The sequence below is a fragment of the Janthinobacterium sp. EB271-G4-3-2 genome (genome assembly GCF_020858035.1).
GTDB classification, from domain to species: domain Bacteria; phylum Pseudomonadota; class Gammaproteobacteria; order Burkholderiales; family Burkholderiaceae_D; genus Janthinobacterium; species Janthinobacterium aestuarii.
Map to the genome: position 1 here is coordinate 76,645 of NZ_JACYMG010000006.1, position 18,809 is coordinate 95,453.

Annotated in this window: 17 protein-coding genes; 9 read left to right on the forward strand and 8 right to left on the reverse strand. The window is 67.6% G+C overall.

What is annotated here, in order from left to right; translation table 11 throughout:
• Positions 1-70 precede the first annotated feature (70 nt).
• From IGS55_RS14305 to IGS55_RS14325, 5 genes are all read right to left on the reverse strand, one after another.
• The gene (locus IGS55_RS14305; protein ID WP_230516207.1) at positions 71-1,681 is read right to left on the reverse strand and encodes an ABC transporter ATP-binding protein; all 1,611 of its coding nucleotides are present in this window, start codon (positions 1,679-1,681) and stop codon (positions 71-73) included.
• The gene (locus IGS55_RS14310; RefSeq protein WP_230516208.1) at positions 1,675-2,460 is read right to left on the reverse strand and encodes an ABC transporter permease; all 786 of its coding nucleotides are present in this window, start codon (positions 2,458-2,460) and stop codon (positions 1,675-1,677) included. The genes IGS55_RS14305 and IGS55_RS14310 overlap by 7 nt, the downstream gene beginning before the upstream one ends.
• The gene (locus IGS55_RS14315) at positions 2,457-3,395 is read right to left on the reverse strand and encodes an ABC transporter permease (protein WP_230516209.1); all 939 of its coding nucleotides are present in this window, start codon (positions 3,393-3,395) and stop codon (positions 2,457-2,459) included. The genes IGS55_RS14310 and IGS55_RS14315 overlap by 4 nt, the downstream gene beginning before the upstream one ends.
• A gap of 64 nt (positions 3,396-3,459) precedes the next feature.
• Entirely contained in the window at positions 3,460-5,022 is a 1,563-nt protein-coding gene (locus IGS55_RS14320; RefSeq protein ID WP_230516210.1) for an ABC transporter substrate-binding protein, read from the reverse strand.
• A 223-nt stretch (positions 5,023-5,245) separates the two neighbouring features.
• Positions 5,246-6,694, reverse strand: a complete 1,449-nt coding sequence (locus IGS55_RS14325; RefSeq protein WP_230516211.1) for a M20/M25/M40 family metallo-hydrolase — start codon at positions 6,692-6,694, stop codon at positions 5,246-5,248.
• A gap of 173 nt (positions 6,695-6,867) precedes the next feature.
• On the opposite strand from IGS55_RS14325, the gene IGS55_RS14330 reads away from it, so the two are divergent.
• The 3 genes from IGS55_RS14330 (at position 6,868) to IGS55_RS14340 (ending at position 9,071) form a co-directional block, all read left to right on the forward strand.
• On the forward strand, positions 6,868-7,398 hold the full coding sequence (locus tag IGS55_RS14330; RefSeq protein WP_230516212.1) for a GNAT family N-acetyltransferase: 531 nt from the start codon (positions 6,868-6,870) through the stop codon (positions 7,396-7,398).
• 120 nt (positions 7,399-7,518) lie between these two features.
• The gene (locus IGS55_RS14335) at positions 7,519-7,971 is read left to right on the forward strand and encodes a glycine zipper 2TM domain-containing protein (protein ID WP_230516213.1); all 453 of its coding nucleotides are present in this window, start codon (positions 7,519-7,521) and stop codon (positions 7,969-7,971) included.
• A gap of 149 nt (positions 7,972-8,120) precedes the next feature.
• The gene (locus tag IGS55_RS14340) at positions 8,121-9,071 is read left to right on the forward strand and encodes a PP2C family protein-serine/threonine phosphatase (protein ID WP_230516214.1); all 951 of its coding nucleotides are present in this window, start codon (positions 8,121-8,123) and stop codon (positions 9,069-9,071) included.
• Here IGS55_RS14340 and IGS55_RS14345 read toward each other — a convergent pair.
• Positions 9,052-9,471 (reverse strand): DUF2177 family protein, encoded by a 420-nt coding sequence (locus tag IGS55_RS14345; protein ID WP_230516215.1) that lies wholly within the window; start codon positions 9,469-9,471, stop codon positions 9,052-9,054. The genes IGS55_RS14340 and IGS55_RS14345 overlap by 20 nt on opposite strands.
• A 152-nt stretch (positions 9,472-9,623) precedes the next feature.
• Here IGS55_RS14345 and IGS55_RS14350 point away from each other — a divergent pair, with 152 nt between their 5' ends.
• The 6 genes from IGS55_RS14350 (at position 9,624) to IGS55_RS14375 (ending at position 17,488) form a co-directional block, all read left to right on the forward strand.
• Positions 9,624-10,475, forward strand: coding sequence for a class I SAM-dependent methyltransferase (locus IGS55_RS14350; RefSeq protein WP_230516216.1), 852 nt, complete (start codon positions 9,624-9,626; stop codon positions 10,473-10,475).
• 470 nt (positions 10,476-10,945) lie between these two features.
• Positions 10,946-12,307, forward strand: a complete 1,362-nt coding sequence (locus IGS55_RS14355; RefSeq protein WP_230516217.1) for an FHA domain-containing protein — start codon at positions 10,946-10,948, stop codon at positions 12,305-12,307.
• 397 nt (positions 12,308-12,704) lie between these two features.
• A complete protein-coding gene (locus IGS55_RS14360) occupies positions 12,705-13,304 on the forward strand; it encodes a metal-dependent hydrolase (protein ID WP_230516218.1) in 600 nt (199 codons plus the stop codon).
• 109 nt (positions 13,305-13,413) lie between these two features.
• Positions 13,414-13,923, forward strand: a complete 510-nt coding sequence (locus IGS55_RS14365) for a sigma-70 family RNA polymerase sigma factor (RefSeq protein ID WP_230516219.1) — start codon at positions 13,414-13,416, stop codon at positions 13,921-13,923.
• Positions 13,923-14,885 carry a FecR domain-containing protein gene (locus IGS55_RS14370; protein WP_230516220.1) on the forward strand — a complete coding sequence of 321 codons (963 nt, stop codon included), beginning with the start codon at positions 13,923-13,925 and terminating at the stop codon, positions 14,883-14,885. The genes IGS55_RS14365 and IGS55_RS14370 overlap by 1 nt, the downstream gene beginning before the upstream one ends.
• 128 nt (positions 14,886-15,013) lie before the next feature.
• Positions 15,014-17,488, forward strand: coding sequence for a TonB-dependent siderophore receptor (locus tag IGS55_RS14375; RefSeq protein ID WP_230516221.1), 2,475 nt, complete (start codon positions 15,014-15,016; stop codon positions 17,486-17,488).
• Between the two features lie 9 nt (positions 17,489-17,497).
• Here the strand turns inward: IGS55_RS14375 and IGS55_RS14380 are convergent, their stop codons facing one another.
• A complete protein-coding gene (locus IGS55_RS14380) occupies positions 17,498-18,385 on the reverse strand; it encodes a pirin family protein (RefSeq protein ID WP_230516222.1) in 888 nt (295 codons plus the stop codon).
• Complete coding sequence (locus IGS55_RS14385) at positions 18,382-18,780, reverse strand: OsmC family protein (RefSeq protein ID WP_230516223.1); 399 nt, start codon at positions 18,778-18,780, stop codon at positions 18,382-18,384. The genes IGS55_RS14380 and IGS55_RS14385 overlap by 4 nt, the downstream gene beginning before the upstream one ends.
• Between the last annotated feature and the right edge of the window lie 29 nt (positions 18,781-18,809).

Here is an 18,809-nt window from a genome sequence, read left to right on the forward strand (position 1 = left end):
CGCCTCGTCGGCCACCTTGCAGAGCGCCGGTTATGGAAGTCAGAAATCACAATAATTTATTGGGGGTTACTTAGGCCAGGCGCATCCAGAGCGCCGGCGCGGCGCCTTCCGGGCCGGCCGGCGACCCTGAGGCCTCTGCCGCGCAGCGGCCGTCTTCCAGCCGCACGATGCGGTCCGCCACGTGGCGGGCGACGGGCAGATTGTGCGTGATCAGCAGCAGGGCCAGGCCGCGCGCCTCCTGCACGTCGAGCAGCAGCCGCAGCACCTTCGCCTGCACCGAGGCATCCAGCGCGGCCGTCGGTTCATCGGCCACCAGCACGGCCGGATCGGCGATCAGCGCCCGCGCGATGGCCAGGCGCTGCAATTCCCCTCCACTCAAGCTGCGCGCCGGGCGCGCCAGGAAGGCCTGCGTGGCCGGCAGGCGCACGTCGGCCAGCGCCCGCAGCGCCGCCGCGCGGCAGGCGTCCACGCTGTCGCGGCCCCCGATGACGAGCGGCTCGGCCACCGCCTCGAACACCGTGAAATGGCTGGCCACCGAGGCGCCCGCATGCTGCGGCACGTAGGCGACGCCCGCCGCCGCGCCGCCCTCCTCGCGCGCCGGCGTGGCCACTGTGCCCGCATCGGCCTGCTGCAGGCCGACGAGGATGCGCGCCAGGGTCGACTTGCCCGCGCCGGACGCGCCGACGATGACCACCGTCTCGCCCGACTGCACCTCCAGGTCCACGCCCGCCAGCACCGCTTGCCCGCCCAGGCGCTTGTGCACGCCGCGCGCCGACAGCACGGTGACGATGCCGCCGCGCAGGCAGGCCACGCCCGTGGCGTCGAGCGCCGGCGCTTCCTCGGCGCAGCGGGCGACGCGCTGGCTGCAGCGGCTGGCGAAGGCGCAGCCGCGCGCGCACTCTTCATGCGTGCCGGCGATGCCCTGCAAGTCCTTGCCGTTCTCGCGCGGCCAGGCGCGCAGCAGCCCGCGCGTGTAGGGATGGCGCGGCGACGCCAGCACCGACGCGGCCGGTCCCGTTTCCACGGCGCTGCCGCCATACAGCACCAGCACGTCGCCATCGAGCGCGCGCGCCAGGTCCAGGTCGTGCGTCACCACCACCAGCTGGCGCTGCGCCGCTTCGGCGCGCAGGCGCCCGAGCACCAGCGCGCTGGTGTCAGGGTCGAGCGCGGACGTCGGCTCGTCCAGCACCAGCAGTGCCGGCGAAGGCGCCAGCGCCGCCGCCAGCAGGACGCGCTGCAGCTGGCCGCCGCTGCATTGGGCCGGATAGCGCCGGTGCAGGTTTTCGGCCAGACCCAGCGAGAGCAGCAAGTCGCCCGCCGCCTGTTCGGCCGGCCCGCGCCGCATGCCCAGATGCCGCCGCAACGGCGCCGCCACCTGCGCCAGCACGGTGTGCTGGGGATTGAGGGCGTCGTGCACGTCTTGCGGCACCAGGCCCGCATGGCGGCCGCGCCAGCGCCGCAGCGCCGCGTCGTCCGCATCCGCCAGCTGCATGCCGCCGGCGCGCAAGCTGCCGCTGACGCGCCCCGGCGCCATGCCGAGCAAGGCCCGCGCCAGGGTGCTCTTGCCGGCGCCCGATTCGCCGATGATCACCAGCGGCACGCCGGGCCGCGCCTGGAAGTGCAACTGGCGCAGCAGCTGGCGGCCATCGGCCTCGACGCAGAAAGCGGCCGCCGCTAGCATCGCGCGCGCTCGTCGAGGCCCTGGCCCAGCAGCGCCAGCGCGATCAGCAGCATGGCCAGGCACAGCCACGCCGCCAGGATCCAGGCGCGCGCGTCCGGGTGGGCAAGATAGGGCATGGCTTCATTGAGCATGCCGCCCCAGGTCGCCGTACGCGGGTCGGCCAGCCCCAGGAAGGCCAGGCCCGCGTAATGAAACACGGCGCGGCGCACGAGGGCGACCGCTTGCACGGCCAGCAGTCCCGCCATGGCCGGCCACACGTGGCGGCGCAGCAGATACGTGCCCGATGCCGCCGCCAGGCGCGCCGCGTCCAGGCTTTCCTGGCGCCACACCTGGCGCAGGCGCAGGCGCAGCGCGCGAAATTCGGCATCCCAGCCGAATGCCGCCAGCATCGCCACCAGGGCCGCCACGCCCGGCTGCATGGCCGAAGCGATGACGATGAAAAGCAAGGTCGATGGCAAGGCGCTGAACAGGTCGGCCAGCCGCAGCACCAGTGCATCGGCCGCGGGCCAGGCCAGCCCGCACAGCGCCAGCAGCACGGCCAGCGCGATGCTCGCGGCGCTCACGGCCACGCCGATGCCGAAGGTGGGCAGCGCGGCGGCGGCCAGGCGCAGCAAGACGTCGCGGCCCAGGTCGTCGGTGCCCAGCCAATGCATGGCGCCGGGCGGCGCCAGCACGGCATCCAGGGCGCCGCCGGACGCCGGCTGCAGCCAGCTGGCGCCGGCCAGCAGGAAGGCCAGCACCAGCAGCAGCGTTGTTCCCGCGCGCACGGAGGCGTTCATGGCGCGCGCTGCGCGCGCCGCGCCAGGCGGCCGGCCAGCGCGTCGGCCAGCAAGTTCATGGCGAACAGCAGCAGCCCCGTCGCCAGCAGGGCGCCGCGCACCAGCGGGTAGTCGTGCTTGACGATGGCGTCCGTCAGCACCAGATTGATGCCCGGATAGGCAAACACGGTTTCCGCGTACACGGCGCCCGACACCAGGCGCGCGGCCACGGCGCCCAGGCGCGACAGGACGACGGCCAGCACGTTGGGCGCCAGGTGGCGGTAGCGCAAGGCGAATGGCCCCACGCCTTGCGCGCGGGCCAGCTCCATGAAGGTGCGCTGCCGCACGCCGACGGCCGTGGCGCGCGCGCTCAGGAACACGCCGGCGGCCGCCGGCAGCGCCATGGCGCACACGGGCAGCACCAGGTGTTGCGCGCGTTCCAGCCAGGCGCCAGCGCCCGTCAGCGTGGAAAACGGCGCCATGGCGCCATTGCTGGGCAGCCATTGCAAGCCATAGGCGAACAGCATGACCAGGCCCATCGCCAGCGCGAAAGGCGGGATGCTGTCGAGCGCCAGGGTGGCGGCCGTCAGCGCACGGTCCATCGCCCTGCCCTGCGCGAATGCGGCCTCGATGCCCAGCACCACGCCCAGCAGCAGGGCCAGCGCCAGCGCGCAGGCCACCAGCAGCACGGTCCACGGCAGGTGCTGCGCCAGCAAATCGGCCACCGGCATGCCGTGGCGGATGGAGTAGCCAAGATCGAGCCGCAGCAGCTGCGCCAGGTGTTCGAGGTACAGCTGCCACAGCGGCTGCCCGCCGCCCAGGCCATGGCGCGCCAGCAGGGCGCCGCGTTCGGCCGCATCGAGTTCGATCAGCGCATCCTGTCCCAGGAGGGCCGTGACGGGGTCGCCGGGCATGAGCAGCGGCAGCGCGAAGTCGAGGCTGACGAGCGCCAGCAAGGCCAGCGCATAGCCCGCGGCGCGCCGGCCCGTGAACGAAAAAGCGCTCAGCGTCGGCTCCCGTCTACTGCACGAACATCAGTTTGTTCAGCGGCAGCGAGATGCCGACGGCGATGCCGCCCGGCGTGAACCATGGCCGCAGGCGCGCATTGGCCGCCGTGATCCACTGCGGCGAATACAGGAAGAACGCCGGCAGCTCCTCGGCATAGATGGCCTGGGCGCGGTCGAGCAGCGCGCGCCGTTTGGCCACGTCGACGGTGCCGACCTGCTGCTGCAGCAGCTCGAGCAGATCGGCGCGGCGGAAGGCGTCGCTGTAGGCGCCGTTGCCCGCCGTTTGACGCAGCATGCTTTCCGGATCGCCATTGCTGCCCTGGCTGACGAGGGCCAGGTCGAAATCGGCCGCGGCGATGCGCGCGCCCAGGATGCCGCTATCCATGACGCGCACGTTGACTTCCATGCCCAGCTTTTCCAGCTGGCCAGCCAGCTGGCTGGCGGGCCGCGACAGGCTGCGCGATGCCGCCAGTTCCAGCACCCAGGGCTTGCCGCCGCTGTCGCGCAGGCGGCCATCGGGCGCGGCGCGGTAGCCCAGCTCCGCCAGCATGCGGCGCGCCGCCGCGGGATCGTAGGCATACGCATCGAACGGCGCCCCGCTCTGCCAGATGCTGCCCCGCACGAAGCGTCCGGCGGACACTTCGCCCTGCCCGTTCTCGACCACGCGCAGCAGTTCCTGCCGGTCGATGCCGCGCGCGATGGCCTGACGCAGGCGCTTGTCGTCAAACGGCGCACGCGCATGATTGAAGCGCAGCCGCACGGGATGACCGGAGGGCGCGCTGACCACGGTGGCGAAACGGGCCACCTCGGCGGCCAGCGGCGCCGGCAGGCTGCGGATCATGTCCACCTGCCCCCGCTTGAGCGCGCCCACGGCAAGCGAAGGCTGCATGCGCAGGAACAGCAGGCTGCGCACCCTGGGCGGGCCCAGGTAGTACGCTTCGTTCGCCGTAAACAGATAGCGGCCCGCCGCCTTGTCATACGCGCCCAGGCGATAGGGGCCGCTGCCGACGATATCGGCCTGTTTCACGCGCTGGGGGTCGTCCAGACGCGCATATACATGCTGCGGCAGGATGGGCACCGAACCGGCCAGCTGCGCCACGAACGGCGCATACACGCGCTTCAGGCGCACCCGCACCCGCCCCTTGCCCAGGTCGTCCACGCCGTCGATGGCACCCAGATCGAACAGCGGATGCGGGTGCTGGCGCAAATACGCAAACGTAAACACCACGTCGGCCGCCGTGACGCTCTTGCCGTCATGCCAGCGCGCGTCGGGCCGCAAGGTGAAATCGATGGTGCGGTGGTCGGCGCTTTCGCGCCACGCGCTGGCCAGCCCCGGCACCAGCTTGCCGCTGGCATCGCGCCACACGAGGGTATCGAAAATCAGGCTCGTCAGCGTATAACCCATGCCGCCGCCGGCATGGGTGTAGGGCGTGGGCAAGCCGAAGTCGCCCTGTTCGTCGGCGATGGTACAGCGCTCGATGCGCGGCGCCGCCGGCGATGGCTGCTGCGCGCTGGCGCCGGCAGACGCGAGCCAGCCGGCCAGGAGTAGGGGAAAAAGCAAGCGAAGACGGGGCACCAGCGTTCCTGACAATCAGAAGAGAGGCAAACCCCGGCCGCCATGGGCCGGGCGAGTGTGCTGCACAATATTCCCAACTAAATGAGAATTATTTGCAGCTGCATATCTTATGATTGCCGCCCAGGCCAGGCAAATTGTCTTTACGGAGGGCTGGTATCTGAAAAACTGAGGGGCCGGGATGCGCGCAGCCGCGCCGGCAAGGCAGCGGCCCGCGCTATGGCGCTTACTCGCCCTGCTCCGGCGCGCGGCCGATCTCGCCGTCGATATTGGCCAGGAACCAGGCCAGCGACGACATCAGCGCCACGTTGCGCTTGAGGTTATCCGGGTCGACCTTGTCCAGGGTGTCGGCCGGCGTGTGATGGTAGTGGAAGTAGCTGTGGCTGTCGACCAGCGGCTCGAAACTGGGCACGCCGCCCGTTTCCAGGCGGTGCAAGTCGCCCGTGCCGAGCGCGTCGCGGCGCGTGAACGCGTGCGCGCCCATCGGCTGCAGGGCCGCGCGCAGCGGGGCAAACAGTTTTTCCGACTTCGTCCCCACGCTGGCGAGGATGCCGAACGGGCGGCCGGCGCCGCTGTCCATCTCGATGGCCGCATATTGTTTGCCGAGCGCCTGCTTGTGCGCCTCGAAGTAGGCCTGGCCGCCGCGCCCGCCGTTCTCCTCGTTCATCCAGGCGATCACGCGGATGGTGCGGCGCGGGCGGTAGTCGAGTTTTTTCAGGGTTTCCACCACGCCCATGGCCGCCACCACGCCGGCGCCGTCGTCATGCGCGCCCGTCGCCAGGTCCCAGGAATCGAGGTGGCCCGAGACCACCACCACTTCGTCGGCCTTGTCCGTGCCCGGCCAGTCGGCGATCACGTTGTAGCTGTCCGCTTCCGGCAGGTTTTGCGGCGTCAGGGTCAGGTGCATTTTCAGGGGCCCGCGCGCGGCCAGGCGGCCGATCAGCAAGGCGTCTTCCACGGTGACGGCGGCGGCCGGAATACGCTTGTTGTCGTCCAGGCCAGTGGCGCCCGCGTGCGGGATACGGAAGTTCGCGCCGCCGACCGAGCGCACCAGCGCGGCCGCCGCGCCCAGGTCGGCCGCCGCCTTCGGCCCGAGGAAGCGCGAGCGCGAACCCTGGCCATAGGTGACGCCGGCCAGGCCCCGCTCGGCCATCTCCTGGTCGAACGGCGTGTCGATCAGCACGATGGCGCCCTTCACTTCCGGCGCGCGCGCCTTGAGTTCGTCCAGGCTCTTGACGATGATGAGGGGCGCCGTCAGGCCGGCGGCGGCAGTGGCGCCGGAGCCGCCCAGGGCCGTCAGCACCACGCGCTGCGACACGCCCTGCGGACGGCCCGCATAGTCGACGATTTCCGCCGTTTCCAGGCCGCGCACCCAGTGCGGCACTTTCACGGGCTGCAGGGTGACGGTGGCGCCCAGCTGGCGCATGGCGTCGGCCACCTGCCGCACGGCGGCGGCCGCGCCAGCGGAGCCGGACAGGCGCGGGCCGATCAGATCCGTCATGTCGGCCAGGCGGGCATAGGCCCAGTCGCTGTGCAGCGCCGTGTCGCGCACCTGCGCCAGCGCTTGCGGGGTATTGCCTGGCGCGGCGGCAAAGGCCCCGGCGCTGACGATGCAGCCAAGGGCGATGGATAAAACGGAACGGCGCAATGGCGCGCCAGTCAGGATGGTAGGCATGGGTTCAGTTCCAGTCAACGAGGTCGAAGCGGGTACGCCTTGGCCATGGGCAAGGCGCGGCTTTCTACGATAGCGTATTTGTTCTGTCATTGCAGCAACTTTTACGGGATCGATTGCCTGTTCCCCCCGGAGTCGATTACCATCAGGATTCGTGATCGCTACCGGAAACCGACATGCTCAAGGGAACCCTCTGCACCATCCGGCATTTGCAGGCCGCCGACCTGAATACCTATATTTCCCTCGTCAACGACCTGCCCTCGCGCGGCGAGTTTTTCTCCATGCAATTCAAGTCGCCCGAGGCCATGCGGCGCGACTTCCTGCAATCGGGCTTTGTCACCGAGGACAGCGAATTGTTCCTCATCGAAGATCACTCTCAGCACATCATCGGCACGATCACGCACTTCAAGAGCCGCACGCCGGCCTCGCGCGAGATCGGCTACCGCCTGTTCGACCGGCAGCGCGACGGGCAAGGCTACATGAGCGAAGCGACGCGCCTGGTGGTCGACTACCTGTTCAGCGCCTATCCGTATCACCGGCTCGAGCTGCTGATGGACCCGCTGAACATCGGCTCGGAGCGCATCGCGCAAAAGAACGGCTTTACCCAGGAAGGCTTGATGCGCCAGGCATTCTTTATCAATGGCGTGATGCGCGATGTCAAAATGTACAGCCTGCTGCGTCCCGAATGGCAGGCGCGCCGGCGCTGACTTGTTACGGCCGTGGCGGGATTGTAATAAGTTGTATTAGACATGGAACAAGCTTGCGGCAGCAGATATAGTCCACTTCATGCAGATCATTGTGATCTCGCCGGAATGGAAGGAAATGCCATGTTCAACAAGAAACTCCTGGGTGCGGTAATGGTAGCGGCAGTGGCTGTGTCTTCGGCCGCAGTCGCCGGTGACCGCGACTTCAATACCGTTGCAGGCGCCGTTGTCGGAGCGGCCATTGGCAACAGCACCGGCGGGCGCAATGGCGCGATCGTCGGTGGCGTGCTGGGCGCCGCCGTCGGCAACAGCATCAGCACAAATGACCGTTATTACGACCGTGGCGGCTATCGCGGCGGCTACCGCGAAACCTATTACGCGCCTGCGCCGCAACCCGTGTACTACGCCCCGGCGCCGCAGCCCGTGTACTACGCGCCGCCACCGCGCTACTACGGCCCGCCGGCTGTCGTCTACGTGCAGCCGGGCCGCGGCTACTACCGCGACCATGGGCGCCGCGACTACTATGACCGCGGCCATGGCCACGGCCACGGTCACGGCTGGGGCCATCGCCGTTAAGCACCGCCCTGCACTTGCACCATGAAAAACCTGCGCCAGCTTGCTGCCGCAGGTTTTTTTTGCGCGACAGGCAAGGTATCGCCCCCGCACGATTTCGGCTAAGCTGTGTCCTACGATCAACATTGCTGGCCGCCTGGACCGCACAACCGATGCATTTAATCAAAGACGGGCTCGACTTCGGCCCCTGGCTCGATGCCGCCGCCGGCACCAGCGTGGGCGCGGGCCCCATGCCGCGCCGCGAAAACCAGGACAACTTCCTGCTGATCGATGCCAGCGGCCACGCCGTCTGCCTGTCGCGGCAGGCGCCGTTCCACTGCCAGGTGCCGGGCTGGCCGCGCGGCCACGCGCGCGCCGCCGTGCTCGACGGCATGGGCGGCCATGGCCATGGGCGCGAAGCGGCGGAAGCGGCCGTGCAAGGCTTGCTGGCCATGCCCGCCTGTCTCGACACGGCCAGCCTCTCAGCCTGGCTCGACCAGTTGCACACGCGCTTGCAGGATACCTTCGCCAGGACGGCGCCAGCCCAGGCGCGTCCGCCCGGCACCACCCTGACCTTGCTGGAAGTGCCGCCCGGCGAAGCGCCGCTGCTGTATCACGTGGGCGATTCGCGCCTGTATGAAATTGCCGACGGGGTGGCCGGCATCCTCACCGTCGACCACGTGCCGGCCACCGTGTACGCCATGCGCGGCGCGCTCGACGAGCCCCGCTGGCGCGCCGCCGTGCATGGCGAACACCATCCGCAAATCTCGCAGGCCTTTATTTTAGGCAACGCCATCAGCGACAGCTTGCAGCTCGACAAGCCCTTGATAGGCCTCGACGCGGCCACCTTGCCGCCCTTCCTGGCGCACCTGGGCGACCGCCGCGTGCTGCGCGTGCGTCCCGGCGCCCACTATCTGCTGGCCAGCGACGGCTTCTGGGCCTGCGAGGATCCGCCGGCACTCACGGCCCGCTGGCCCGCCCTGTGCGCCGGCAAGACTGCGGCGCAGGCCGTCAGCGCCCTGTTCGACGACTTTGTCTTGCATCCGCCCAAAGGCTTGCATAGCGACAACATTACCATGCTGGCGCTGCGCTTCGATGCGGCATTCACCGTCCCGATCGGCTAGCTGCCAGGTAGCCGGCCGTGGCAGAGATGGCCGACAGCACGGCGCCCCAGGCCATGTCGATCGCCGTCAAGGCCAGCGGCCAGCCGCGCAAGGTCGCATAGTTGCTCAAATCATAGGTGCCGTAGGCAAGCAGCCCGAGCAGCGCGCCCAGCGCCGCCGCCGTGCGTCCGCGGCGCGCCCGCAAGCCGGGCAAAATGGCAAAGACCAGCAGTCCCGCCACATACAGCAGATAAAACAGCACGGCCGGCGCCCAGCGGGGCGTGTCCGCCAGCAGCGGACCCAGCGCCGCGGCGTACACGGGCTTCATCAGCACCGCCAGCCACAGGGCGTCGATGGCCAGGAACACGCACAAGGCGGCGCCATAGGCAATGGCAAGCTGGAACGGGCGTTGGGCAGGCATGGTCATCTTTCGGCGTCAGGCGGCGCGTGGGGAACTGTTGCGCCAGCATAATGCAAAACGCCGTCACGCTCACGACAGCCTGTATAAATGAACCATGCCCGTGGCGCGCGGTCTGACGGAAGGACCTCTCCCAACGTCACCAGGAGCATGCCATGAGCAACACCATTCCTACACCGCAGGCCGGCGCTGCCGGCGCGCCCGACTACGCCGCCATCAAGCAGCGCCAGCAAGCAGGCTGGGCCAGCGGCGACTTCGCCGTCATCGGCGTGACCCTGCAGCCGGTCGGCGAGTCGCTGGCCGAAGCCGCCGATATCCGCGCCCATGAAGACGTCATCGATATCGCCGCCGGCAACGGCAACGCCAGCCTGGCGGCGGCGCGCCGCTTTGCCCGGGTCGTGTCCACCGATTATGTGCCGGCGCTGCTGGACAAGGGGCGCGCGCGCGCCGAGGCGGAAGGGCTGGCCGTGACCTTCCGCGTGGCCGACGCCGAAGCCCTGCCCTTCGCCGATGCCAGTTTCGACGCGGCCCTGTCGACCTTCGGCGTCATGTTCACGCCCGACCACCGGCGCGCGGCCAGCGAAATGCTGCGCGTGCTGCGTCCCGGCGGACGCATCGGCATGGCCAACTGGACCCCGGACGGCTTTATCGGCCAGCTTTTCAAGACCATCGGCAAATATGTACCGCCCCCGGCAGGCGTGGTGTCGCCGGCCCGCTGGGGCGAGGAAGCGTATGTGCGCGACCTGTTCGGCCAGGCGGCCGAGCAGGTGCACAGCCAGCGCAAGGTCTTCAATTTCCGCTACGCCTCCGCTCACCACTGGGTGCAGGTCTTCCGCGATTATTACGGCCCCGTCCACAAGGCCTTTGCCGCGCTGGAGGCGGCCGGCGCCGAAGCGCTGGAGCAGGAGCTGTTCGCCTTGCTCGAACGCCTGAATACGGCGGGCCCCCACTCGCTGGTGGTGCCGGGCGAGTATCTGGAAGTCATCGTCAGCAAACAGCGCAGCTGAACGCAGCTGAACAATCGATATCAAAATAACATATCCGGAAAGACATAAAATGTGTTTTTGAGCAACAGTTTCCATGACATGCATGGCAAGGTGTGATCAAGGAGATGAATTTGGGCAAAAAGAGCGCATTCGGGCGCCGCGAAAGTTGCCAAGCAGGCGCAAAAGCGCGTAAGCTCTCATGTATAACAGAGGGCAGAATGTCCCCGCTCGATTCGAGTCAGAATGTCATGAAAAAATGCAGCAACCCGGAGCACCCGCACTGTACGTTCTGGGTCTTGCCTGGGGAAACAGTCTGCGCGGGCAACCACCCGCAAGCAAGGACTGCCTCCAGCAGCTACGACCTGTTGACCGCACTGCGCAGCGCCCGTTCCGAGCCATCGGCAACGGCGCTTCCGCACGCCCCTGCGCATGATGCTGTTATTCGCGATGCTGTTATCCGCGATGCGGCCATTCAAACGGTAAGCCGCTCCGTGGGTGCCGCCGCCGCCGCCCCGGCGTTCACGCCAGTGCCCGTTGCGCCGCCAACGGCGCCATCAGCTTACCAGCCCGTGCAAGCCCACCTGCACATCAGCGGCTTCGATCCGCGCGCGGCAGGCGGACGGCAAACCCTGAAAATGGAATTGCGCGGCATGAGCGCCGCCTGCGCGCCGCAGCTGACCTTGCGCCTGCGCTCGGATCTGATCCCGCGCGGGCACGTGCAGCATGATTTCGTGCGCACGACGCGCGGCGACTGGCGTCCCGTGTTTGTCGAGTTTTCCTCGCGCAACAAAGAACACGGGCAATACCAGATCGAAGTGGAAGTGCACAGCCATGTCGATGGCGCCGTGGCGCAGAAATGGGTGTGCACGTTTGTCATCCTCGTGCCGCGACGCGACGCCACCCTGACGGAAATCCACCAGATCTTCCTCAGCACGCACAAGAACGTGCGCGTGATGGCCGACGACGCCTCAATCGCCCGCGTGACGGGCGGCGATGGCTGCAACCTCGACGTGACGGCGCGCAATGCAGGCATCGCCCACGTGGATCTGTCTGCGCCGCAAGGCAAGATCGACATGGGTTTTACCACGATAGCCTGGGACGAGGAATTGATCGAAGTCGACCTGCCCGCCGCCAGCCACTGCCATCCGCACCCGAGCCGGGCCGCTTGCCTCGTCAATGCGGCGCCGGAAGCGGGCGAACAGCGCCAGATCCGCCTGTTCGCGCTGGAAGAATGCATGCTGGGCCGTTTCGAGCTGGTGGACCCGGAAGCCGATGTGCTGCTCAGCCATTTCAGCCCCGACGGCCAGGACAACAATGGCTTGACGCGCCGCCTGTCGGGCCGCCACGCCATCATCCGGCGCAGCCAGCAAGGCTTTGAAATCGAGGACGTGTCGCGCTACGGCCTGCTGCTCGACGGCGTGTGGCCCGGCAAGCACAAGCCCGTGCCCCTGCGCCTGGGCATGCGCATCGAATTGTCTGCCAGCATCAAGGGCATCGTCGTGCTCAGCGTCACAGCCCTGCTCGCGCACGGCGTGATCCTGCACCGCATCGACCACGGCGCCCGTGCCGAGTGTTTTTACCTGCTGCTGCCCGACACCCAGCCCACGCCGGCAAGCCACCTTGCCACGCCGCAAGCCAGCTGCCTGCCCGTGCTCTTCCACCGCAACGGCGGTTTCTGGCACATGGACACGGCCAGCGGCAAGGAAACCGCGCTGGCCCCCGCCACCGCGCTCGACAAGCTCAGCGGCTTCGCGCGGCACAACCGCTTCGCCAGCGAACCGTATCCGGAATGCTGGATCATCCGCACCGGAGGCGCGGCGCTGTGCGACAGCACAACCATGCAAACGGCCTGATACAACGTCTCCTAACTCCTAACACCTGACCGCTAGCGCGGTACCAGCACCAGGAAAATCAGCGACAAGCCAATAATAAACACCGCTTCCAGCGAAAACACGAGGGCGGGAATCTGCAATTCGCGCGGGATTTTCATGGCGACACCTCCTCAAAACGTCAAACTGCTTTCAGCATAGCGCGCCCCCGCGCCAATTACATTATCAGCCGCACAACACAATTAACCGGACGGCATGCGTTGCCGAGTCCATTGACCACACCATCCCGACACACAATTTAACAAATTATCAGCAGATATTCTGCAAATAGCAGCCCTCCACGCCCTTGCATACTGTATATTCATCCAGTTAATATCTCCTGCATTTCACACAACGCCACGCATGGCGTTTTACATTTTCTATGGCTTCCAACAAAGCGCATCATGCGACCGGTTGGGCTGCCGGCGTGATCGCCGCGGCCCTGGTCGCGCACGCTGGCGCCGGTGGTCCCTATCAAGTGCTGAGCGTGCTCGCCTTTGTCATGGGAGCGCTGGGCGGCACGGCGCCGGACTGGCTGGAAGTGGCCTGGTGGGCGCGCACGCACAAGCTGTGGATCACGCACCGCACATGGACGCACTGGGGCCTGGCCTGGATCGCCCTGCTTGTCTACACGTATTTGCAATTGCCGCACCACCTGTGGGCGCCGCCCCTGTTCGGCTTTGCCGCCGGCGGCATCATGCATCTGCTGGCGGACTGGCCCAATCCGCTGGGCGTGCCGTGGATTTTTCGCCGCCACTCGCTGCGCTGGTGGAAAAGCGGGCGCCACGACATCATCGTCATCATCGCCGCCTGGCTGGCCGCCACCATCGTGGCCGACCACGTGTTTTTTGACGGCATCCACTGGCAGCGCACTGTGCTGGCGTTTGATGGCTTGCTGCACTGGTCCGGCGTTGCTCTGCAGCAAGCCTGGACGGATCTGCAACAGTGGCAGGAGCGCTGGCGTCTGGGCGACCAACAGTAATTGACGCAAGACGCATGGCAATGTGATAATGAGTATCATTCTCAAACAGCCCAGCCAGCCGGCACCCCGCGTTCCGTCAGCCCAGCTCTTCCCTTGCCTGGAGAACGCAGTGAGTACCGTCAGTCCCACCCATGCCAATCACCTGAGCACCCTGTACAGCGAGCATCACGGCTGGCTGTATGGCTGGCTGCGCGGCAAACTGGGCAACCGCGCCGAGGCGGCCGACCTGGCGCAGGACACTTTCGTGCGCCTGCTCGGCAAGCGCGACGCGGCGCCCCTGCGCGAACCACGCGGCTACCTGGCGACCATCGCGCGCGGCTTGCTGGTCGACCGCTACCGGCGCCAGGCGCTGGAACAAGCCTACCTGGAAGCGCTGGCGCAGCAAACCGAGCCGGTATCGATCAGCGCCGAAACGCATGCCATCATCATCGAAACCCTGCTGGCCATCGACCGCCTGCTCGACCGCCTGGGCGCGCGCACGCGGGCCATCTTCATGCTGGCGCAAATCGAGGAGCTCAGCTATGTCGACATCAGCCGGCGGCTCGGCGTGTCCCTGCCCACCGTGAAAAAGCACCTGGTGCGCGCCTACACGGAATGCCTGATGCTGGCGGCCGGCTGATGTTCGGCGCATCATCCCCCACTCCCATCGCCCGCAAGGTCCTGGCCGCCGCCGCCCACTGGCATGTGGAACTCCAGTGCGGCGGCGCCGACCCGGCCGCCCTGCAGGCATGGCGCGATGCCAGCACCGAACATGAGCGGGCCTGGGAGCTGCTGCGGCGCATGGACGGTCAGCTGGGCGCGATACCGGCAGCGCTGGCGATGCCTGCCCTGCAGGCGGCGCAGCAGCGCCGGCGCGCGGCCGCGAAAGTGCTGGCCCTGCTGGTGGCGGCCGGCGGCGGCATCGCGCTGGGCCAGGCGGGCCTGCAGTCGGCCCCATGGCAAGCCCTGACGGCGTCCTTGCGCACGGCGCCGGGCCAGCGCCGCCACGTGACCCTGGCCGATGGCGGGCGCATGGAAATGAACACGGATAGCGCGCTCGATGTCGCTTACGGCGCCACGCACCGTCGCATCCGCCTGCACCATGGCGAAGTCATGATCACGACGGCCTCCGATGCCCGTCCCTTCCTCGTCGACACGCCGCACGGCGTGATCCGCGCGCTCGGTACGCGCTTCGGCGTGCGAAGCGGCGACGATGGCAGCACGGTCAGCGTCTACGAACACGCCGTGGAAGTGCGCTGCGCGGCGCGCCCGGACGCCGTACGCCGTCTGGAAGCGGGACAGCAGCTGCGCTTCAGCGCAACCGGCTCGGAGGACGTACTGGCCATGCCCGCACACCAGGACAGCTGGCTGCGCGGCATGCTGGTGGCCGCCGACTGGCCCCTGCAAAAACTGGTCACGGAACTGGCGCGCTACCGGCGCGGGCGCCTCGCGTGCGACGCCGGCGTGGCGCAACGCCCCGTCACGGGCACTTACCGGCTCGACGATATCGACGCCGTGCTGGAAAGCCTGTGCGCCTCGCACGGACTGCAAGTGACGTACTTCACGCGCTACTGGGCCACGGTGTCGGCCCGGGCCACATAATTATTTTCAGTTTTTTTTGCGCCAGGGGTTGGTGTTTCGCTGCGTTGCTTCGGCTTCCTAGATAAGTAGCCAATTCACGTAGCCGATTCACACGCCAATTCTTATCCCTTAGAGCAGAAAGACCGAGCATGCAGCTGACCACCCCCGTCCTCCATCCCGCCGCGCGCGCCATCCGCCTGGCCGTCCTCGCCATGGCATGCGCCGCCCCCACCGCCTTTGTCGCCGCGCCCGCGCTGGCGCAAGGCCAGGCTGCCACTGCCTCGCAAGCCTACGCCGTACCGGCCGGCCCGCTGGCCACCGCCCTTAATGATTTTGCCGTGGCTGCCGGCGTCAGCCTGTCGACCGACCCGGCGCAGACGCGCGGCCTGCGCTCGCCCGGCGTGCGCGGCAACCATAATGTGGCGCAGGGCTTTGTCCAGGTGCTGGCCGGCAGCGGCCTGGAAGCCGTGCAGCTGCCGAACGGCGCCTACGTGCTGCGCCAGGCGGCGCCATCGTCCGCAGCGGCGGCCGGCGTGGAAAAGACCATGGCCCCCGTGACGGTCAGCGCCAGCATGGAGCGCGACCCCGTCAGTGAACACAGCAACTCGTACGCGGCGCGCGCCGTCACCGTCGGCAAGGGCGTGCAAACCCTGCGCGAAATCCCGCAATCGGTCAGCGTCGTCACGCGCCAGAAAATGGACGACCAGAACCTCAACACCATCGACGCGGTGCTGGCCAATACCACGGGCATCACCATGTACGACAGCCCCATGGGCGGGCGCTATGTGTATTCGCGCGGCTTCATGGTCGAAACGTACCAGTTCGATGGCGTCAACCGCGCCATGTACTACCCGCAGGCGAACAGCTTTACCAGCAATACGGCCGTGCTGGACCGCGTGGAAATTGTGCGCGGCGCCACGGGCCTGCTGCAGGGCACGGGTTCGCCGGGCGCGGCCATCAACATGGTGCGCAAGCGCCCGCTGGCGGAAAAGCAGGTGCAGCTGGCGCTCAGCGCTGGCCGCTGGAACGACGTGCGCGGCGAAGTCGACGTCACCGGCCCCTTGAACGAATCGGGCAGCATCCGCGGCCGCGCCGTCGCCGCGCACGACCAGCGCGATTATTTCTATGACGTGGCCGACAGCCGCACGGACGTGCTGTACGGCGTGCTGGAATTCGACCTGGCGCCGGGCAGCAAGCTGACCACGGGCGCCAGCTACGAGAAACTGCACTCGACGCCCTTCTTTTCCGGCATGGCCCGCTACCGTGATGGCAGCGACCCGAAACTGCCGCGCGAAACCTTCCTCGGCGCCGACTGGAACCGCTGGGCTAGCCGCCAGACGGCCGTCTTTGCCGAATTCGAGCACCGCTTCGACGCCGACTGGTCGTTGAAAGCCAGCGCCAACTACACGCGCGAGCGGCATGACGTGAAATACATGTTCAGCCAGGGCGCGCTCGATCCCGCCACCCTGGCCGGCATGATGATGTATGGCGGCGTGTTCGACTACGGCAGCACCAACAAGGGACTCGACCTGTCGCTCGACGGCAAATTCAACGCCTTCGGCCGCCGCCACGGCTTCAGCGCCGGCATCAACACGAACCGGCTGGAAAGCGACAGCGATTTCAGCCTGGCCTTGCTGAAGCAGCCGAACAACCCGCTGCGGCCCAATCACGGCGTGGCCGAACCGAGCGACGCCTGGTTCCGCGAAAACAGCTACCGCGGCGATCCCAGTTTGACGAAAATGACGCAGACGGGCGCCTATGGCGTGGCCCGCTTCAGCGTCAGCGATCCGCTCACCGTGGTGGCCGGCGCGCGCCTGTCGAACTACAAATGGAGCAGCGTGTACCGCGACACGGGCGAGGTGTACATCGACCCCTACCGCGAAAACGGCGTCGTCACGCCGTATGGCGGCGTGATCTACACGTTCGACAAGCGCTGGTCCGGCTATGCCAGCGTGTCCGACATCTTCCAGCCGCAGAACCAGCGCACGGCCGAAGGCGCACTGCTCGATCCGCTCAAGGGGCGCAATCTGGAAGTGGGCGTCAAGGGTGAACTGTTCGACGGCAAGGTCAATACCTCGCTGGCGCTGTTCCGCATCGAACAGCGCAACCGCGCGGAGCTCGACCTGGTCAACACCTGCTCCAGCGGCACGGAGTGCTATTTCTCGGCGGGCAAGGTGCGCAGCGAAGGCGTCGACGCGGAAATCAGCGGCGAAGTGGCGCCGGGCTGGCAGCTGTTCGCCGGCTATACCCTGAACAATTTCAAATACCTGGAACAGACGTCGAATGCGGGCGTGATGTTCGCCAGCACCTACTCGCCACGCCACATGCTGCGCGCGTGGAGCGACTACCGCCTGCCCGGCGCCCTGCAAAAGTGGAGCGTGGGCGGCGGCGTGAACTTCCAGACGGAGAGCTCGCGCGTGACGCAGAACATTACGGTGGCGCAAGGCGCGTATGCCTTGTTCAGCGCGCGCGGCGCCTACCAGATCGACCGCAACTGGACGGCGTCGCTGTCCGTGACGAACCTGCTCGACAAGCGCTACTACCAGACGGTGGGCGCGCCTGCGTGGGGCAATTTCTATGGCGAGCCACGCAAGGCGCAACTGACCTTGCGCGCGCGGTTCTAGACGAAACGCTTATGCCGGAGGACGCAATGGCGCCTTCGGCAGCGGAATGAATTCCGTCTCGCCCGGCACGCTCCCCATGCGCTGGGCGGTCCAGTCGTCGGCCGCCTGCGCCAGGCGCTCCTTGCTCGACGAGACGAAGTTCCAGAACAGGAAGCGGTGGCCGTCCAGCGGCTCGCCGCCGATGACGACGAACTGCACCGGGCCGCCGCCTGCCGTTACGACAGGCACCGTGCCCGCTTCCAGCAAGGCCATGGTGTGTGGCGCGAGCGCCACGCCATCGACCAGCACCTCCCCGCTGATCGGGTAGATCGCCGCTTCCGGCGGCAAGCCTTCCAGGCGCAACTCGCGCCCCGCCTGCAGCGCCACGTCCAGGTACACCGTTTGCATATAGGTGCGCACGGGCGACGTCCGGCCAAAGGCCGTGCCGATCAACACTTTCACGACGGCGCCATCGAGCGTCACGACGGGAATGTCGGCTTGCGGCGTGTGCGTGAAACTCGGTTCGTCCTCCTCGTGCGCCTTGGGCAGCGCGGCCCACAGCTGCAAGCCGTGCGTGCGGTGCGGCTGGCCCGCCAGGTCGTGCGGCGTGCGTTCCGAATGCACGATGCCGCGCCCGGCCGTCATCCAGTTGATGGCGCCCGGTTCGATGCGCTGGTAGGAGCCGATGCTGTCGCGGTGATCGATCGCGCCCTCGAACAGATAGGTGACGGTGGCCAGGCCGATATGCGGATGCGGGCGCACGTCGTGGTTGGCGTCGGGCGCCACGTCGATGGGGCCGAAATGGTCGAAGAAGATGAAGGGGCCGACGGCCTGCTTTACTGCGGAAGGCAGCAGGCGCCGCACGACGAAGCCGCCGCCCAGGTCCTTTTCGTGGCTTTTCAGGATGGCCGCGCTCATGCCAGCACCGTCGTGATTTCCGTGGTGACGGCCGTCATCAGCTTGTGGATCGGGCATTTGCCGGCCACGGTCAGCAATTCCTGGCGCTGCGCATCCGTCAGCTCGCCCGTCAGATGCAGGGTGGCGGCCAGGCGGTACACGCCCTTGCGCTCTTCGCTGGCATCGCGCTCGGTCGACACTTCCACGTGTTCCAGCGGGATGCCCTTGTGCCGGGCGTACCAGACGACGGTGAGCGCCTTGCAGGCCGACAGGGCCGCGTCGTACAGGTCGTGCGGCGAAGGGCCGGCGTCGCCGCCGCCCTCTTCCACCGAGGCGTCGGCGGAAATGATGTGATCGCGCACGTGCACGATGTGGCGCATGGCTTGCGACTGGTCGCGGATGGCTTTGATGGTCATGGCGTTCCTTGGTGCGTTTGGAAAGCCAC

What these genes read in the sequence shown, in the direction of transcription:
- IGS55_RS14305 (WP_230516207.1), bottom strand. Translation starts at nt 1,681, where the DNA reads ATGCTAGCGGCGGCCGCTTTCTGCGTCGAGGCCGATGGCCGCCAGCTG.
- IGS55_RS14310 (WP_230516208.1), bottom strand. Translation starts at nt 2,460, where the DNA reads ATGAACGCCTCCGTGCGCGCGGGAACAACGCTGCTGCTGGTGCTGGCC.
- IGS55_RS14325 (WP_230516211.1), bottom strand. Translation starts at nt 6,694, where the DNA reads ATGCCTACCATCCTGACTGGCGCGCCATTGCGCCGTTCCGTTTTATCC.
- IGS55_RS14330 (WP_230516212.1), top strand. Translation starts at nt 6,868, where the DNA reads ATGCTCAAGGGAACCCTCTGCACCATCCGGCATTTGCAGGCCGCCGAC.
- IGS55_RS14335 (WP_230516213.1), top strand. Translation starts at nt 7,519, where the DNA reads ATGTTCAACAAGAAACTCCTGGGTGCGGTAATGGTAGCGGCAGTGGCT.
- IGS55_RS14340 (WP_230516214.1), top strand. Translation starts at nt 8,121, where the DNA reads ATGCATTTAATCAAAGACGGGCTCGACTTCGGCCCCTGGCTCGATGCC.
- IGS55_RS14345 (WP_230516215.1), bottom strand. Translation starts at nt 9,471, where the DNA reads ATGCCTGCCCAACGCCCGTTCCAGCTTGCCATTGCCTATGGCGCCGCC.
- IGS55_RS14350 (WP_230516216.1), top strand. Translation starts at nt 9,624, where the DNA reads ATGAGCAACACCATTCCTACACCGCAGGCCGGCGCTGCCGGCGCGCCC.
- IGS55_RS14360 (WP_230516218.1), top strand. Translation starts at nt 12,705, where the DNA reads ATGGCTTCCAACAAAGCGCATCATGCGACCGGTTGGGCTGCCGGCGTG.
- IGS55_RS14370 (WP_230516220.1), top strand. Translation starts at nt 13,923, where the DNA reads ATGTTCGGCGCATCATCCCCCACTCCCATCGCCCGCAAGGTCCTGGCC.
- IGS55_RS14375 (WP_230516221.1), top strand. Translation starts at nt 15,014, where the DNA reads ATGCAGCTGACCACCCCCGTCCTCCATCCCGCCGCGCGCGCCATCCGC.
- IGS55_RS14380 (WP_230516222.1), bottom strand. Translation starts at nt 18,385, where the DNA reads ATGAGCGCGGCCATCCTGAAAAGCCACGAAAAGGACCTGGGCGGCGGC.
- IGS55_RS14385 (WP_230516223.1), bottom strand. Translation starts at nt 18,780, where the DNA reads ATGACCATCAAAGCCATCCGCGACCAGTCGCAAGCCATGCGCCACATC.